The sequence below is a fragment of the Chromobacterium rhizoryzae genome (assembly GCF_020544465.1).
In the GTDB taxonomy this organism is placed as follows: domain Bacteria; phylum Pseudomonadota; class Gammaproteobacteria; order Burkholderiales; family Chromobacteriaceae; genus Chromobacterium.
Genome location: NZ_CP066126.1, coordinates 4,954,218 through 4,970,407, shown reverse-complemented (window position 1 = coordinate 4,970,407; position 16,190 = coordinate 4,954,218). Strand labels below are relative to the sequence as shown.

14 protein-coding genes are annotated in these 16,190 nt (G+C 64.6%); 8 read left to right on the top strand and 6 right to left on the bottom strand.

Translation table 11 applies throughout. The features are described 5' to 3' along the window. Positions 1 to 3: 3 nt before the first annotated feature. Genes JC616_RS22720 through JC616_RS22705 form a run of 4 tightly spaced genes read right to left on the bottom strand, consistent with a single transcriptional unit; the run spans position 4 to position 3,487 of the window. Positions 4 to 1,122, bottom strand: coding sequence for a hypothetical protein (locus tag JC616_RS22720; protein ID WP_227105604.1), 1,119 nt, complete (start codon positions 1,120 to 1,122; stop codon positions 4 to 6). Further along, positions 1,106 to 1,777 carry an ABC transporter ATP-binding protein gene (locus JC616_RS22715; protein ID WP_227105603.1) on the bottom strand — a complete coding sequence of 224 codons (672 nt, stop codon included), beginning with the start codon at positions 1,775 to 1,777 and terminating at the stop codon, positions 1,106 to 1,108. The genes JC616_RS22720 and JC616_RS22715 overlap by 17 nt, the downstream gene beginning before the upstream one ends. Then, entirely contained in the window at positions 1,774 to 2,547 is a 774-nt protein-coding gene (locus tag JC616_RS22710) for an ABC transporter permease (protein ID WP_227105602.1), read from the bottom strand. The genes JC616_RS22715 and JC616_RS22710 overlap by 4 nt, the downstream gene beginning before the upstream one ends. A 1-nt stretch (position 2,548) precedes the next feature. Beyond that, positions 2,549 to 3,487 carry a KpsF/GutQ family sugar-phosphate isomerase gene (locus tag JC616_RS22705; RefSeq protein ID WP_227105601.1) on the bottom strand — a complete coding sequence of 313 codons (939 nt, stop codon included), beginning with the start codon at positions 3,485 to 3,487 and terminating at the stop codon, positions 2,549 to 2,551. A gap of 659 nt (positions 3,488 to 4,146) precedes the next feature. On the opposite strand from JC616_RS22705, the gene JC616_RS22700 reads away from it, so the two are divergent. From JC616_RS22700 to yedA, 3 genes are all read left to right on the top strand, one after another. Continuing rightward, positions 4,147 to 4,707 carry an L-threonylcarbamoyladenylate synthase gene (locus tag JC616_RS22700; protein ID WP_227105591.1) on the top strand — a complete coding sequence of 187 codons (561 nt, stop codon included), beginning with the start codon at positions 4,147 to 4,149 and terminating at the stop codon, positions 4,705 to 4,707. Positions 4,708 to 4,733: 26 nt separating this feature from the next. Next, complete coding sequence (gene tolQ / locus JC616_RS22695; protein ID WP_019101077.1) at positions 4,734 to 5,402, top strand: protein TolQ; 669 nt, start codon at positions 4,734 to 4,736, stop codon at positions 5,400 to 5,402. A gap of 85 nt (positions 5,403 to 5,487) precedes the next feature. Further along, positions 5,488 to 6,351, top strand: coding sequence for a drug/metabolite exporter YedA (yedA, locus tag JC616_RS22690; RefSeq protein WP_227105589.1), 864 nt, complete (start codon positions 5,488 to 5,490; stop codon positions 6,349 to 6,351). Here yedA and JC616_RS22685 read toward each other — a convergent pair. After that, positions 6,348 to 6,875, bottom strand: a complete 528-nt coding sequence (locus JC616_RS22685) for a cytochrome b (protein ID WP_227105587.1) — start codon at positions 6,873 to 6,875, stop codon at positions 6,348 to 6,350. The two genes, yedA and JC616_RS22685, sit on opposite strands and share 4 nt — an antisense overlap. Positions 6,876 to 7,070: 195 nt before the next feature. Then, a complete protein-coding gene (locus tag JC616_RS22680; RefSeq protein WP_107801020.1) occupies positions 7,071 to 8,234 on the bottom strand; it encodes a lytic polysaccharide monooxygenase in 1,164 nt (387 codons plus the stop codon). Between the two features lie 439 nt (positions 8,235 to 8,673). Between JC616_RS22680 and JC616_RS22675 the strand changes: the two genes are divergently transcribed. The 5 genes from JC616_RS22675 (at position 8,674) to nagE (ending at position 15,998) form a co-directional block, all read left to right on the top strand. Then, on the top strand, positions 8,674 to 9,408 hold the full coding sequence (locus JC616_RS22675; protein WP_019101073.1) for a GntR family transcriptional regulator: 735 nt from the start codon (positions 8,674 to 8,676) through the stop codon (positions 9,406 to 9,408). Beyond that, positions 9,405 to 10,526, top strand: coding sequence for an N-acetylglucosamine-6-phosphate deacetylase (nagA, locus tag JC616_RS22670; protein WP_227105585.1), 1,122 nt, complete (start codon positions 9,405 to 9,407; stop codon positions 10,524 to 10,526). The genes JC616_RS22675 and nagA overlap by 4 nt, the downstream gene beginning before the upstream one ends. Continuing rightward, positions 10,519 to 11,529 (top strand): SIS domain-containing protein, encoded by a 1,011-nt coding sequence (locus tag JC616_RS22665; protein ID WP_227105583.1) that lies wholly within the window; start codon positions 10,519 to 10,521, stop codon positions 11,527 to 11,529. Before nagA ends, JC616_RS22665 begins: the two co-directional genes overlap by 8 nt. A 124-nt stretch (positions 11,530 to 11,653) precedes the next feature. Beyond that, positions 11,654 to 14,158: a phosphoenolpyruvate--protein phosphotransferase gene (ptsP, locus tag JC616_RS22660; RefSeq protein WP_227105581.1), complete on the top strand. Its 2,505-nt coding sequence runs from the start codon at positions 11,654 to 11,656 to the stop codon at positions 14,156 to 14,158. A 157-nt stretch (positions 14,159 to 14,315) separates the two neighbouring features. Beyond that, positions 14,316 to 15,998, top strand: a complete 1,683-nt coding sequence (nagE, locus tag JC616_RS22655; protein WP_227105579.1) for an N-acetylglucosamine-specific PTS transporter subunit IIBC — start codon at positions 14,316 to 14,318, stop codon at positions 15,996 to 15,998. Positions 15,999 to 16,190: the final 192 nt, after the last annotated feature.

The following is a 16,190-nucleotide window of genomic DNA, read 5'->3' as shown; positions in this document are numbered from 1 at the left end:
GGGCTAAATCTTGTGATCTTCGATGATGGACAGGGCCAGGCGTACGCAGCCGTAGAGCAGGCTGCAGGCGATCAGCAGCGTGGCCAGGGTATAAAGCTTGCGTGGGTATTCCGCGTCTTCCGCCAGTTGTGGCGAGCTCACGACGGCAAGGCTTTTGCGTTTATGGCTGGCCTCTACCCGGCTTTTCTCCAAGGCGGTCAGCGCCAACTTGTACAGGTCGGCTTGAAAGTCGACTTTTGACTTCAGTTCCTGATATTGGGCGGCTTGACGATTCAGCTTTCCGTCCTCGGGGGCGGCCAGCTTGCTCTTTTCATGGAGAAGCTGGGCTTTCAGCGCCTCGAGCGCACCCGTCAGAGCGGTGACTTGTGGGGCATCGCTTTGCAGATAGCTTTGTAAATTGCGTAGCTCCGCCTCCAACTGCGTTTGCTTGGCCTGCAGTTCCGCTAGGAGTTGGCCGGCGGCCTGAGCTTGGGCGACAGGGTCGAGCTGACCATGGCTGTTCTGATATTTCAGCAAGGCTTCCTTGGCGGCGTTCAGGCCCAGATAGGCGCGTTCCGCCTCCTGCTGGGCGAAGGCCAGTTCATTGCGGCTGATGGCCTGCGACAGCCCGTTGATGAAGCGCTCGCATTCTTGCAGGATGGCGAGATTCAGTTGTTGGGCGAACTGGGGGGTGAAGCCTTGGCTGCGTATCGTCAGCAAGGAGGTTTTATCGTCGAATTGGACGCCGACCTTGTTACGGTAGAAAGCCAGCGTGTCTTCCTTGCTGGCCGATTCGGCCAACTGATGCGGCCAGTCCAGACCGGCGGCGAGATAAGCCTGCTTGAGCGCCAGCCGCCGCTCCAGCCGCTGCAGCATGTCCGGTGAATGTATGTATTGCTGCAACAGCATGGCGTCTTCCCGGATGGTGGAGGCCCCGGCCCCCAGCAGCGTGCTCAGGTTCAGATCGCCGCCGCCATCGCCGGAGCGCTTGACGATGACTTTGGATTCGCTGACATAACGGTCCTGGGCGATCAGGGCAAAATATCCGCCGCACAAGGCTAGCGGCAGGCCGATGCAGACCCATGGAGAGACAAGGTGGGCGAGCAGGGCCTGGGGCCGGAAACGGTCAAACCACGTCGACATTTTCTTCTTCCCGATAGGCTTGGACTGCATCGTCAATGTTTTGGAAATAGCGGACCTGAGAGCGGCCGATCAATAGTCCGGCGTCGCAGAATTTCTTCAGTTCGGACATGGAGTGCGACACCATCAGGAACTGGCTGTGTTGGCGGCGCTCCTGCATCAGTGCCGCGCTTTTCCGTTTGAAGGCGGCGTCGCCCACCGCGGTGACCTCATCGACCAGGTAGTAGTCGAAAGGGAAGGCCATCGACAGGCCAAAGCCGAGTCTCGATCGCATGCCGGAGGAATAGGTTTTGATCGGCATATCGAAGTAGTTGCCCAGTTCCGCAAAGTCTTCGACGAAGGCGACCTTGTCGTTCAGTGCGTTTTTGGGGGCATAGAGCCGGGCGACGAATTTGACGTTTTCCCGCCCGGTCATACTGCCTTGAAAGCCGCTGGCCAAACCCACCGGCCAGGAGATGCTGTGCCGGGTGGCGATGCTGCCGCCATCCGGCCGATCCATGCCGCCGATGATGCGCAGCAAGGTTGATTTGCCCGCGCCGTTGCGGCCGATCAGGCCGACGCTGACATTGGATGGAATCTCAAGGTTGAGGTCTTTGAAGACATAGAAGCGTCCGCTTGGCGTCTTATAGGATTTGCTGAGTTTGTGTATCTGGATCATGAGCGCAACATGGCCGGTTCCCGGCCCTTATAGAGAGATAAGCCGGCAAACAGTAGGACCAGAGTCCAGGCGAAGAGGTAGGACAGGCTGTCGTCGTTCAGCGGGTAGCCGGGCAAGATCGCGTGCCGCATCAATTCGAAGGCGTGCAGCAGAGGGTTCCAATCCACCAGCCAGCGATAATCGCCGGGGATCAGGCTGGGGGGGAACATGATCCCGCTGAGGAAGTAAAGTGGCTTCATCAAGATGGGTAACAGCTTTTCGGCCGTTTTGAACGCATGGCCCAGGACCATGAAGACCAGGCCACAGCCCAAGGCCAGCAGACTCAGCAGCAGCCATGCCGTGGCCAGCAGCGGCAATTGGCTGAGCTGTATGGTTTCTCCTGCCAGCCACAGGCCGCTCATCAGCATGAGGTAAACCAGCACATAGATCAGGCTCTCGAGCAGTGCACGGGCCAGTACCGCGTCCAGCGGGTGTACCGGGCGGTAGCTGAACAGGCCGCGATTAGCCTCAATGGCGTTCAAGGAGCGCAGGGAGATATTGCTGAACAGCATGTAAGGCACAATGCCGCTGAGCAGAAAGACCGGGAATGAAACGCCGGGCATCGCGCGTCGCATGATGAAGCCAAGCACCAGCAACAGGATGGCCATATGCGCCACTGGTTCCAACAACGCCCATAGATAACCCAGCCGATACTTGCCAAAGCGGGTTTTCAGCTCTCTGAGCAGTAGCGCGTGCACGGTGGTGCGCATGATGTCGAAGCCGCTGCGCATATCAGATATCGAACGATTTGATGACGCCGACGGTTCGCCGTTCTTCATCGGTGACCAGCAAGGCCGTGATCTTGTGCTGCTGCATCAGCGTTTCCGCTTCCGACAGCATGGCTTCCGCGGCAATGTGAAATGGCGATGGGCTCATGATGTCGCGAGCGCGCAGCGATTTGAGGTCTTCGTGCTGTTCAATGGCGCGGCGCAAATCGCCGTCGGTGATGATGCCTATGGCGGGGGCGTCGGGAGCGCCCACCACGGTTAAGCCCAGGCAGCCTTCGGTAATGGAGCTGACGATGGTTTTGAAGCTATCGTCCGGAAGATTGAAGGGAACGCGCACCTGCATTGCGTCTCTCGTCTTGGTCAGCAGCTTTCGGCCGAGCGCGCCGCCGGGATGGAAACGGGCGAAATCTTCGGCCTGGAACTGGCGCCTTTCCATCAGCGCCATGGCCAGTGCGTCGCCCATGGCCAGAGCGAGCGTGGTGGAGGTGGTGGGCGCCAGATTGTTGGGGCAGCTTTCGCGCTCCACTGGGATGGGGAGCGACAAATCGGCTTGCGTCGCCAGGGTGGAGCCCGATTTGCCTGTGATGGCGATAACCTTGGCCTGGATGTGTTTGAGGTAGGGCAGCAGACGCAGCACCTCCTCGGTTTCCCCGCTATTGGAGATCAGCAGCAGGCAGTCATTGGACATGATCATTCCAAGATCGCCATGAAAGGCTTCGCCGGGATGGACAAAGAAGCTGGGGGTGCCGGTGGAGGCCAGGGTCGCGGCGATTTTGCGGCCGATGATGCCGGATTTGCCCATGCCGGAAACGATGACTTTTCCGGTGGTGGCGTACATGAAGTCAATGGCGCGAGAGAAGGACGCCGACAGCGTGTCGGCTTGTCGGATCAAGGCCTGTCCTTGCGTACGCAGGACATTTATTCCGGTTTGAATGGCATTCATGATTTTTATATCCAGATAGGGCTTTCGTTGCCGAATCCTTTGATGAATTTTTGAGGGTTTTAAGCTGTATAAGATTTTGTTTGTTGTGGGTTATAGGTTTGCCCATGATGCTAGCATCGGCATGAAATATCATCATTAGGAAAAGTCTTAAAAAAACTAGGTTTTGCCTGTCTGTGCTGAGCATGAGGTTGTTCATGATTTTTAATTAATATATTAATATTGAAAGGATTGTTTTCTATTTCTTAATAAAATATATATTTATCTATATTTTATATTTATATGTGTTTTTGTAGAGTATCCCTGTCAGGCCTGATCGCTGGCTTGGGCCGCGGCTCTTGCAGGACTCGCGGCGCGTATACGCTAAGGAGGAGTCATGATCCGAGTGGACGAGGGAGAGGCTGCTGAGCCAGGGAGCTGGCGTCGCCAACTAACACATTTCCTGCGTCATGAGCGCCGCTGCTGGCGCCGGCTGGCGTATTGGTTGAAGCAATTCCGCAGCGACAGACCGCCGCTTCGCTGCTACGCCTGGCGGCCGGCGCCGGAGGATGTTGACGACGCGGCGTCGAAGCGCTAGGTCGCCGCCGCGGACAGCGGTACAATGCGGCTTTACTTTCGCATCGCCGTCCATCATGAAGTTCACGCCAGGCCAGGTGCGGCCCGTGCCCCGTCTGCCCGGCCGCGCCCTGCAACAGCAGGCCCGCGCCGCCTTGAAGCAAGGCGAGGTCATCGCCTATTCCACCGAGTCCTGCTACGGCCTGGGCTGCAATCCGCTGGATGTGCGCGCCATCCGCAAAATTCTGGCGATCAAGGCCAGGCCCAATCACAAGGGGCTGATCGTGATCGCGGCCGACGTCTCCCAGATCCGTCATCTGATCCGTCCGTTGAGCGCCGCCCAATACGCGGAACTGGCGCGCTACTGGCCCGGTCCATATACTTTTTTGCTGCCGGCCTCGAGCCGGGTGCCGCCGGCCTTGCGCGGCAAACACGACAAGATCGCCGTGCGCGTGACAGCGCATGGCGAGGCGGCGGCCTTGTGCCGCAGCCTGGGCACGGCGCTGGTGTCCACCTCGGCCAACCGCGCCGGCCAGCAATCGCTGAAAACCGCGCGGGCCTGCCGCGAGGCTTTCCGCCAGCGGGTGCTAACCCTGCCGGGCCGCATCGGCAAGCGGCGCAAACCATCCACCATCATTGATTTGGAAACAGGCCGCGTGTTGCGCTGAGCCTGGCGATTACAAGAGGAGTTGCCGTGCAACAGATTTCCTTCCTGAGCCTGATCCTGGACGCCAGCCTGATGGTGCAATTGGTGATGGCCGGCCTGGCCTTGATGTCGGTGCTGTCCTGGGCCCTGATCTTCAACAAGATCGCTGTGCTGCGCGCGGCGCGGCGCAATAGCGATGAGTTCGAGCGTAATTTCTGGAGCGGCGCGGACCTGAACCGCTTGTACGAGGACGCCAGCCGCCGTAGTGACACCGTGGGCATGGAGCGCATTTTCCAGTCCGGTTTCGCCGAGTTCCTGAAGCTGCGCGGCCGCAACGGCACCGAGCTGTCCGATATCATGGCCGGCTCGCGCCGGGCGATGAAGGCGGCGGCGCAGCGCGAGCTGGATGCCCTGGACAGCCATACCTCCTTCCTCGCCACCGTCGGTTCGGTCAGTCCTTACATCGGCCTGTTCGGCACGGTGTGGGGCATCATGCATGCCTTCATCGGCCTGGGCAACGCCGGCCAGGCCACCTTGTCCACGGTGGCGCCGGGCATCGCCGAGGCGCTGGTGGCCACCGCCATCGGCCTGTTCGCCGCGATTCCGGCGGTGGTGGCCTACAACCGCTTCGCCACCGATGTCGACCGCTTGGCCACCCGCTTCGACAGTTATATGGAAGAGTTCTCCAACATCTTGCAGCGCTTGGCCACGCGTTAAGCCTGGCCCGTCCGCGGCAAAATTGGACTTGCCACGGACATTCCCATACGGCATGGTATCCGGTTCCACTTTCCCGAGCCGCACCATGCCGTTTTCGCGCATCCCCCCGCTGACCTTAGCCGCTTTCTTCGCCCTGTACGTGATCTGGGGCTCCACCTATATGGGCATACGCATAGGCATCGAGTCCTGGCCGCCGATGATGATGGCCGGCCTGCGCTTTTCCCTGGCCGGCTGGCTGATGCTGGCCTATCTATGCTTGCGCAAATACCCGATGCCGAACGCGCGCGAGCTGGGCGGCGCCGCCTTGCTCGGCGTGCTGATGCCGGCGGTGGGCAACGGCTTGGTCACGGTGGCGGAGAAAGACGTGTCCTCAGGCGTGGCCGCCTTGGTGATCGCCACCGTGCCGCTGTTCACCCTGTTGTTCGCGCGCATGTTCGGTCAAAAGGCGCGCAAGGTGGAATGGGCCGGCATCGGTCTGGGCGTTTGCGGCATGGTGTTGTTGAATATGGGGGCCAATCTGAAGGCCAGCCCCAGCGGCGCCGCGCTGCTGCTGCTGGCCTCCGCCGGTTGGGCGCTGGGCTCGGCCTGGAGCCGCCATCTGGCTCAGCCCAAGGGACCGATGGGCAGCGCCTGGATGATGATCTTCGGCGGCGCAGCCTTGTTGCTGGCCAGCCAGGCCTATGGCGAGAAGCTGCAGGCGATGCCGACGCTGTCCAGCTGGCTGGCCTTGTTTTACCTGGCGGTGTTCGGCTCCATCATCGCTTATAGCGCCTATCTGCACTTGCTGAAGACGGTGTCTCCGGCCGCCGCCACCAGCTACGCCTACGTCAACCCGGTGATCGCGGTTTTGCTGGGCGTGGTCTTCCTCGGCGAGCACATCGGCCTGCACGAGATGCTGGCGATGAGCGTGATCGTGGCGGCGGTGGTCTTGATCAGCTGGCGGCGTTAGCCCGTCAGCAGCGACATGCGCCGCAGCAGGCGCCGGCCTTGGCGCTGGTGTTGAATCACCGCGCCGATGTGGGCGGTCAATAGCAGAGCCAGCAGCACATTGCTGGCGAAGTGCAGCTTGGCCAGCGCGCGCGTGGCCGCGCCGGCTTCCAGGCTGGGCGGCAGCGTGATCAGGCCGAACAGATCGACCGGCCGCTCCATCATCAGCCAGCCGCTGGCCAGCGATAGACAGCTCAGCAGATAGAGCAGCGCGTGGGCGCGGCGCGCCAGCCGGTGCTTGGCGGGCGGAACGCCGGCCGGCGGCGGCATGCGGAAGCTGGCGCGGTAAACGACGCGCAGCAGGAAGACCGGCATCAACAAGGTGGTCAGCGCAACGTTGAACGGCGGAATCGCCGCGGCGACGGCGGGCGGCAGCGCGCCGGAGGCGAGCGCGAAGCCGCTGATCATCGCCCACAGGATCACGGCTGCGCAAATCCAGTGCAGCCAGGCGGCGATGGGCGGATAGGTCTGGGTTGAGGTTTCCATCGGAATCGGCTTTCTTGCGAATCCCGGCAGGCGACGCGCGGCCGCCGTCCTGCCTGCGTCGCGGGCATGGCGCGGTGGCCATCCAAGGAATGGGCCTGCGGCAGGAGGAGTGTGGGAGAGACCGGCCTTCCGGGACGGGGAAGGCCGGCGAGTCAGCGCGTCAGGCGTTCAGCCCGCGCGCTGACAAGGGGACGGTCAGGCCGGAGCCCACAAGGCGGGTTGGGTGGACGGAGTCCAGCCCGCGCCGGCCCAGGCGGTGTGCGGCTGCAGGCAGCGGTACTTCTTGCCCTGATAGCTGACGATCTGGCCGGCGGTGTAGGACAGGCCTTCCTTCCAGGTGTCGCCCACCGGCGGCGGTGTGATGCCGCCGTCGCCCTTTTTCAGGTCGATCTGGTAGGTGTAGCCCTTGTAGCTGTCGTTCAGGTACACGCGGTTGGCGGTGGCGCTGCGTTCCGGGGTGATGCTCACCGTGCGTTGCTTCTGATTCATCACGCCGATGCGGATCGCTTTGGAGGTCGCGTTCACTTTCACGCCCAGCTCGTACGGCCAGTTCGCCATCTGGCCGCTGACGGCGTCCAGCTTGACCGGGATGGTTTCGGCGTCGCGGCCGCTGGCGTCGAACACGCGCAGGGTGGCGGTGCTGTTGTTCGGCAGGTTTTCATAAGCGGTCACCTTGCCGATTTCCTTCCACGGATTGGTCACCGGCGGCGGTTCCGGCGGATTGGTGCCGTCGCCGAATACCACGTCGGAGCACGAGTAGAACGCTTCCTCGCTATCCGCGCGCTTCCAGACGTTGAAGATGATGTGCGGGCCGCTCTTGCCGGCCGGCAGCTTGGCCACCATGTGGTAGCGCTTGTTGGCGTCCAGCGGCGGGTTGCCGGTCACGGTGTGGAAGGGCTGCGGATCCAGGTCGGACCACTTCAGCGGCTTGGTCTGATCCCAGCCGTTCTTGGTGACGTAGAACTTGAAGTACTTGGTCGAGTGCGGCGCGGTGGCGTGGTAGACGAACTCGTAGTTGCCGTTGGCGTCCGGCACCAGCTTGGTTTTCGGCCAGTCGGTGCGTCCCAGATTGAAGCCCTTGAATTTGTCCTGGCCGCCGGCGCAGAGCTTGCCGTCCGGCACCACCGCCGCGTGGTTGTCGCCTTGCGGGTTCTGGTTGATGCCGTTCCAGTCGTACATGGCCTGGGTGCCGCCCACGCGGCGGGCTTCCTGGCATGCGGCGGATTTCGGCGATTCCGCGCCCTCTTTGAAGCAGTTGTAGGTGCGGTTGATCGGCACTTCCATGGTGCCGTGGGCCCAGAGCGGCGCGCTGAGGCAGGCCAGGGCGAGGGCGGCGGGAAGGCGCAGTTGTGGTTTCATTCTGACTCCTTTGAGCTACGAGTGGTATGCAAGCGCCCAGCAGTTTGCCGAGCAGTCCAATCATCATATGAATGCCATATGATTTAAAATGAGACGACTATTTTTAATGTAAGTTTGGCGAAAGGTACTATTGCCATACTTACTGTGTGGTCTTGTATCTGCTTGATTCTTGCAAAAAACGCTCATTCCCTGACCTGTCCCGCAGGTTAATACGCATTGCTCCCGCAATTTCCCCTGCCAAATCATCTGTTTGTCGTTTTGCTGCCATGCAGCAAGCGGACAATGATGTGCGCAAATAAAATGGTATTGACGTGGTATTAATGTGGTATTAACGTTCGCGGTAAGCCGGAAGGCCGGAATCGACTCGCGTCAGCGCGGAAGATGCCAGCTGGGGAGCCAGGTTATACACTGGGGTTTTCAGACCACTTGCAGACAACCCATGGAAAATCGCTGGCTTGCATTGAAACCGGATGAAACCCTGACCACGCCGCTGTATCTGCAGTTGTCGCGGAAATTGGCCGACGCCATCAACGCCGGCTGGTGGCAGGCGGACGAGGCGCTGCCGTCGGAGCGCACGTTTTCCGAAGAACTGGGCATTTCGCGCGTGACGGCGCGCAAGGCGATGGATGTGCTGTTGGAGCAGGGCCTGATTCGCCGGCGCCAGGGCTCGGGCACCTTCATCACGCCGAGGCTGGAGCAGCCCTTGTCGCGGCTGACCGGCTTTACCGAACAATTGCGCCAGCGCGGCTTCGTGCCGTCGTCGGTGTGGCTGGAGCGCGGCGTGTTCGCGCCCAGCAATGAAGAAGTGATCAAGCTGGGGCTGTCGCCCACTTCGCAGGTGTCGCGGCTGAAGCGCCAGCGGCTGGCCGACGGAGTGGTGATGGCGATCGAGATGACGACGCTGCCGGTGGCGTATCTGCCGGAGCCGCAGCAAGTGGGCACCTCGCTGTACGCCCATCTGGACGCCAGCGGCCATTCGGTGGTGCGCGCGCTGCAGCACATCCGCGCGGTGAACGCCTCCGGCGACATCGCCACGCTGGCCGGCATCCGCCCCGGCGAAGCGATGTTGCTGATCACCCGCATCGGCTTCAACGCCGAGAACATCGCGATTGAATTGACCGATACCTATTGCCGTAACGACTACTACGATTTTGTTGCCGAACTGAGACGATGACCCAAAACCGAGTGCTGCAAGGACGCATCCTGACCGAGGCCGGCTGGATGGACGGCGAATTGAAACTGGCTGCCGACGGCCGCATCGAGGCCATAGACGCGCGCTTGGCCTCCGGCCGAGCGGTGGAGCGTTATTTGCTGCCGGGCTTCATCGACCTGCACGTCCACGGCGGCGGCGGCGTCGACATCATGGAGGGCGGCCGCGCCGCCGAGAGCGTGGCCAGGCTGCACGCCCGCTTCGGCACCACATCCTTGCTGGCCACCACGATGACCGCGCCCCCGATCGACATCGAGCAGGTGTTGCGCGCGCTCGGTTCCTCCTGTCGCGAACGCCAGCCCGGCGGCGCCCGCATCCTGGGCGTGCATCTGGAAGGCCCCTACATCAATCCCGGCAAGCTGGGCGCCCAGCCCGACGACGCCTGCCGCGCGGTGATGGAGCAGGTGGACTGGTACCGCTCGCTGGCGCCGGTGTCGCTGATCACGCTGGCGCCGGAAATCGCCGGTCATATGGACATCATCCGCCAGTTGGCGGAGCAGGGCGTCAAGGTGCAGCTGGGCCACACCCTGGGCAGTTACGAGGACGGGGTGCGGGCGCTGGAGCAAGGCGCGTCCGGCTTCACCCATCTGTTCAACGCGATGAGCGGCCTGCACCACCGCGAGCCCGGCATGGTGGGCGCGGCGCTGGCGCACGCCGAATACGCCGAATTGATTCCGGATCTGCTCCACGTCCATCCGGGCGCGATCCGGGCCGCCCTGCGCTCGATTCCGCGCCTCTACTGCGTGACCGATTCCACCGCCGCCGCCGGCATGCCGGACGGCGAATACAAGCTGGGTTCGCACTCGGTGACCAAGTGCATGGGCGGCGTGCGTCTGGCCGACGGCACCCTGGCCGGCAGCACGCTGACCATGGACCAGGCGCTGCGCAACCTGGTGTCCATCGGCTTGCCGCTGGCGGACGCCTCGCACCGGCTGTCGCTCTATCCCGCAGACTACCTGGGCCTGGCCGATCGCGGCCGGCTCGCCGTCGGCGCCTGGGCCGACATCGTGACGATGGACGCGGATTTGAATTTGCAGCAAGTCTATGTAGAGGGAGAACAGATTGGCCTCGTTGATGCTTGAAGAAGCGCTGTACGCCGCCGAGGCGGTGGCCGCGCAACACATGTACGCCGATGAAGCGCTGGCCGCGCTGGGACGCGCGCTGGCGGTGGAACGCCCCAGCCTGGCGCTGACCGTGGCCCGCGGCAGTTCCGATCACGCCGCCAACTACTTCGCCTATCTGGCGATGCAGCGGCTGGGCGTGCCGGTGGTGTCCTTGCCGATGTCGCTGGTGACCCTGCACCGCGCGCCGCTGGCGGTGAAGGGCCAGTTGGCGGTGGCCCTGTCCCAGTCCGGCCAAAGCCCGGACCTGATCGACACCATGAAGGCGCTGGGCGCCGCCGGCGCGCGCACCGCGGCGCTGGTCAACAAGCATCAATCGCCGCTGGCCGCCGCCTGCGAATGGGTGGTGCCTCTGTGCGCCGGCGACGAAAAAAGCGTGGCCGCCACCAAGAGCTACATCACCTCGCTGTCCGCGGTGGCGCGTCTGGTCGCTCACTGGCAGGCGGACGACGCGTTGCTGGCCGCGCTGGCCAATCTGCCGCAGCGCCTGACCGAAGCCACACGCCAGGACTGGACGGCGGCGGTGGACGTCTTGCGCGACGCCGAACGCATCATGGTGGTGGGCCGCGGTCTGGGCTTCGCCGTGGCGCTGGAAGCCGCGCTCAAATTCAAGGAAACCTGCGCGATCCAGGCCGAGGCCTTCTCCGGCGCCGAGATCAAGCACGGGCCGATGGCTTTGATTGACGACGGCTATCCGCTGCTGATCTTCGCGCCGCGCGGGCCGGAGCAACAGGGCCTGATCGATCTGGCCGAGGAGATGCGCGGCCGCGGCGCCAAGGTGCTGCTGGCGGCGCCGGAAAATATCGCCAGCCGCGACCTGACCCTGGCGCTGGCCGACGACGAGGCGCTGGATCCGCTGCTGGCGATCCAGAGCTTCTACCTGATGGCGGCGCGCTTGTCCGAGGCGCGCGGCCTGAACCCGGATCTGCCGCGCCACTTGTCCAAAGTGACTTGCACGCGCTGAGTCCGGTCCTGCTTGAAACCGCGCCCCGACCGTCTGCACGAACGGGGCGCGCCGCGAACGGCGTCCAGCGGAAGCCGCGTCGGCCGCGGAGACACATCAGTCAGTAAGAATGGAGACGCCCCCCATGTCCGCTACGCTCGAACTCCTGGCCCCGTTTGACGGGCCGTCCGTGCCGCTGAGCCGCGCGCCCGATCCGGTCTTCGCCGGCTTGATGATGGGCGACGGCCTGGCGATCGAGCCGCTGTCCGGCACCCTGCTGGCGCCCTGTGACGGCGAGGTGGCGCAATTGGCGCGCACCGGCCACGCCTTGACGCTGCGAGCCGCCAACGGCGCGGAAGTGCTGATCCACATCGGCATCGACACCGTCAAGCTGGAGGGCGAGGGCTTTAAGCCGCTGGTCAAGGCCGGCGACGCGGTGCGTCAGGGCCAGCCCCTGATCGAGGTGGACCTGGACGCGGTGGCGCGGCGCGCGCCATCGCTGCTGACTATGGTGGTGATCGCCAATGGCGAGGCTTATGCGCTGGAAAGTCGGGGCGAGGGCTGGCAGCAGGCGGGCCGCAGCGTGTTTCTGACGCTGTCCGGCGGCGCGGCGGCCGAGGAGGCCCCCAGCGCCGAGGGCGCGGAAAGCCGCGGTCAGGCCACGGTGCGTCACGCCGGCGGCCTGCACGCGCGGCCGGCGGCGCTGGTGCAGAACGCGGCGCGTCAATATCGCGCCAGCGTGCGGGTGGAGTTCAAAGGCCAGGCGGCCAACGCCCGCAGCGTGGTGGCCCTGATGGGCTTGGGCGTGGCCGAGGACGACGATGTGGCGGTGCTGGCGCAGGGCGAGGACGCGGCCGCCGCGGCCGAGGCGGTGATCGCCGCGCTGCAGACCCGCACCGAATCCGGCCACGGCGGGCCCGCGCCCTTGGCGAGCGCGCCGGCGCGCTCGTTGCCGGCCGGCTGGATAGGCGGCGTGTGCGCGGCGCCGGGCCTGGCCATCGGCCAGGTGGTGCGTCTCGACGCCTTCGAGCCGCAGGTGGCGGAGTTCGCGGTCAACGCCGACAGCGAGCGCGAGCAATTGCGCCGGGCGCTGGCCGAGGTGAGCGCCGGCATCGCCGCCGCCATCGACACAGCCTTGCGCCGCGGCCAGACCTCGCAAAGCGACATCTTCGCCGCCCATCTGGCGCTGGTGGACGACCCGGAATTGCGGGACGCGGCGGAACGGGACATCGCCGCCGGCCACAGCGCCGGCCACGCCTTCCGCCAGGCGGTGCGCGCGCAATGCCGCGTGCTGTCCGGCCTGGGCAGCCCCTTGCTGGCCGAACGGGTGGCGGATCTCAAAGACATTGAACGCCAAGTGCTGAAAGCCCTGTTGGGCGACGCCCAAAGCGAGCCCGCACTGTATCCGGCCTCCATTCTGGTGGCCGAAGACCTGGCGCCTTCCGAACTGACCCGGCTGCCGCGTGAGCGGGTGGCCGGCATCCTGTCCGCCGCCGGCGGCGCCACCGGCCACGTGGCCATCCTGGCGCGTGCGTTGGGCATCCCGGCCCTGGTGGCTTGCGGGCCTCAGGTGTTGCGGCTGGACGCCGGCAGCGAAGTCTTGCTGGATGCGAGCCAAGGCGGCTGTCATCCGGCGCCGGACGCGGCCCTGCTGGCCGCCGCCCGGCAGGCGATGGCGGAACGCGAGAGCCGCCGCGCCGATATGCGCGCGGACGCCGACGGCGCCGCGGTGACGCTGGACGGCGTGCGCGTCGAGGTGGCCGCCAATATCGCCAATGAAGAGGACGCGCGCGAAGCGGTGCGCCACGGCGCCGACAGCGTCGGCCTGCTGCGCACCGAGTTTCTGTTCATCGACCGTCAGGACGCGCCGGATCGCTACGAACAGGCCAACGCCTATCAGGCGGTGCTGGACGAATTGCAGGGCCGCGTCGCCATCATCCGCACGCTGGACGTGGGCGGCGACAAGGAAGTGCCCTATCTGACCCTGCCGCCGGAGCCGAATCCGGCGCTGGGCCTGCGCGGCATCCGCACCGGCTTCGCCCATCCGGAGATGCTGGACGAGCAACTGCGCGCGCTGCTGATGCTGCGGCCCTTGTCCCTGCTGCGCATCCTGGTGCCGATGATCGCCGATGTCGGCGAACTGCGGCGCTTGCGCCAGCGCATCGACGCGCTGGCCGAGGAAGCGGGGCTGAGCGAGCGGCCGCAGCTGGGCGTGATGGTGGAAGTGCCCTCCGCCGCGCTGTTGGCCGACCAACTGGCCGCCGAGGCCGACTTCCTGTCCATCGGCACCAACGACCTGACGCAATACACGCTGGCGATGGATCGTTGCAACGCCTCGCTGGCCGCCAGCCTGGACGCGATGCACCCGGCGCTGCTGAGGCTGATCGAACGCACGGTGGCCGGCGCCAGCCAGCACGGCAAATGGGTGGGCGTATGCGGCGCCCTGGCCTCGGACCCGCTGGCCGCGCCGGTGCTGGTCGGCCTCGGCGTCGCCGAACTATCGGTCAGCCCCGGCCTGGTGCCGGAGATCAAGGCCAAGGTGAGGACGCTGGACCAGCAGGCTTGCCGCAAGCGCGCCGAGCAATTGCTGACGCTGGACTCCGCCGCCGCGGTGCGCGCGCAGGCCGCCGAATGGTGGCCGGAAGATTGAATCGGCCCGGCGCGCAGGCGCGCGGGGCTTTTATGAAGTGGTTTTGAGGTCATCGCATGCCGCGGGGACACGCGGCAGCGAGCGGTACAGACACACAAGAAGGTAGCAGCCTGGAGCGCCATGCCCCCATCGGCGTCCATACACTGGGAGACGAGACGTGAGTACCTCTGACAATAAATTCGCTGGCATTCAGCAGCTGGGCCGCGCCCTGATGCTGCCGATCGCCGTTCTGCCCGTGGCGGGCTTGCTGCTGCGCCTGGGCCAGCCGGACCTGCTCAACATCAAGATGATGGCCCAGGCCGGCGACGCCATCTTCGGCAACCTGGCCCTGATCTTCGCCATCGGCGTGGCGGTGGGCTTCGCTAAGGACAACAACGGCACCTCCGGCCTGGCCGGCGCCATCGGCTATCTGGTGATCACCGCGGTGCTCAAGGTGATAGACGAGAAAATCAATATGGGGGTGCTGTCCGGCATCCTGTCCGGCCTGGTGGCCGGCGCGCTGTACAACCGCTACAAGGACATCAAGCTGCCCAGCTACCTGGCCTTCTTCGGCGGCAAGCGCTTCGTGCCCATCGTCACCGGCTTCTCCATGCTCTTGTTGGGCGCGGTGCTGGGCTATGTCTGGATGCCGGTGCAGACCGGTATCGACAGCGTCGGCCGCTGGTTGATCGGCGCCGGCGAGATCGGCGTCTTCGCTTACGGTGTGCTCAACCGCGTGCTCATCGTCACCGGCCTGCACCACATCCTCAACACCATTGTCTGGTTCCAGGTGGGCGATTTCGCCTCCGCCGCCGGCAAGGTGGTGCATGGCGACCTGACCCGCTTCTTCGCCGGCGACAAGACGGCCGGCATGTTCATGTCCGGCTTCTTCCCGGTGATGATGTTCGGCCTGCCGGCCGCCTGCCTGGCGATGTACCGCACCGCCAAGCCTGAGAACAAGCAAGCCGTCGGCGGCCTGCTGTTCTCGATGGCGCTGACCGCGATGCTGACCGGCGTCACCGAACCGGTGGAATTCGCCTTCATGTTCCTGGCTCCGGCGCTGTACGCCATCCACGCGGTGCTGACCGGCCTGGCCATGGCCCTGATGCACGCGCTCAACATCAAGTTGGGCTTCGGCTTCTCCGCCGGCCTGTTCGACTACTTGCTGAACTTCGGCCTGTCCACCAAGCCGCTGTTGCTGATCCCGGTGGGCATCGGCTACTTCGCGCTCTACTACGTGCTGTTCGTGTTCTTCATCAAGAAATTCGACCTGAAAACCCCGGGCCGCGAAGACGCGATGGTGGCTGTGGCGGCGGTGGCCGCCGGCAGCGACCGCGCGCGCGCCTTCATCGCCGCGCTGGGCGGCGCCGCCAACCTGAAGTCCGTGGACGCCTGCACTACCCGTCTGCGTCTGCAAGTGGCCAGCAACGACAAGGTGAGCGAAGCCGCGCTCAAGGCGCTGGGTTCGCGCGGCCTGATCAAGCCGGCCGCCGGCAGCGTGCAAGTGGTGCTGGGACCTGAGGCGGACCTGATCGCCGACGAAATCCGCGTCGCGCTGGGCAATCCGGACGCCGAGGCGGCCGTCCAAGCGGGCGCGGCCGCGCCGGCGCAGGCCCTGGGCGAGGTGGTCGGCATAGACCGCGAACGCTGGCTGGCGGCGCTGGGCGGCGCGGCCAATGTGCTCAAAGTGGAAGCCGTGGCCGGCAGCCGGCTGCGGGTGGAAGTGGCCAACGCGGAGCTGGTGGACCAGGCCGCCCTGCAACAACTGGGGGCCAGCGGCGTCACCGCCTTCTCCGGCACGCTATTGCATATAGTATTGAATAGCGACGCGGGCGATTACGCCGCCGCATTGCAAGGCTGAGCGTCGCTTCCATGCGCCGCGCGTCGCGGGGCCTCGGATAGGCCCTAAGAACCGGGCGTCGCCCGGCGGAATTTGACGCACGGCAAGCTTGGGCGCAATTTCCGCACTGCCGATGTTGGTAATTCGCCCACTACTTATGTAGCGAGTTGATTACAAGCGGAATCAGGCGGACAGTGGTGGCGCAGGGCACGG

Excerpts from the sequence above, each read along its gene's own strand:
- JC616_RS22720 (WP_227105604.1), bottom strand. The coding sequence starts at position 1,122 with ATGTCGACGTGGTTTGACCGTTTCCGGCCCCAGGCCCTGCTCGCCCAC.
- JC616_RS22715 (WP_227105603.1), bottom strand. The coding sequence starts at position 1,777 with ATGATCCAGATACACAAACTCAGCAAATCCTATAAGACGCCAAGCGGA.
- JC616_RS22710 (WP_227105602.1), bottom strand. The coding sequence starts at position 2,547 with ATGCGCAGCGGCTTCGACATCATGCGCACCACCGTGCACGCGCTACTG.
- JC616_RS22705 (WP_227105601.1), bottom strand. The coding sequence starts at position 3,487 with ATGAATGCCATTCAAACCGGAATAAATGTCCTGCGTACGCAAGGACAG.
- yedA (WP_227105589.1), top strand. The coding sequence starts at position 5,488 with ATGCCGTTTTCGCGCATCCCCCCGCTGACCTTAGCCGCTTTCTTCGCC.
- JC616_RS22685 (WP_227105587.1), bottom strand. The coding sequence starts at position 6,875 with ATGGAAACCTCAACCCAGACCTATCCGCCCATCGCCGCCTGGCTGCAC.
- JC616_RS22680 (WP_107801020.1), bottom strand. The coding sequence starts at position 8,234 with ATGAAACCACAACTGCGCCTTCCCGCCGCCCTCGCCCTGGCCTGCCTC.
- JC616_RS22675 (WP_019101073.1), top strand. The coding sequence starts at position 8,674 with ATGGAAAATCGCTGGCTTGCATTGAAACCGGATGAAACCCTGACCACG.
- nagA (WP_227105585.1), top strand. The coding sequence starts at position 9,405 with ATGACCCAAAACCGAGTGCTGCAAGGACGCATCCTGACCGAGGCCGGC.
- JC616_RS22665 (WP_227105583.1), top strand. The coding sequence starts at position 10,519 with ATGCTTGAAGAAGCGCTGTACGCCGCCGAGGCGGTGGCCGCGCAACAC.
- ptsP (WP_227105581.1), top strand. The coding sequence starts at position 11,654 with ATGTCCGCTACGCTCGAACTCCTGGCCCCGTTTGACGGGCCGTCCGTG.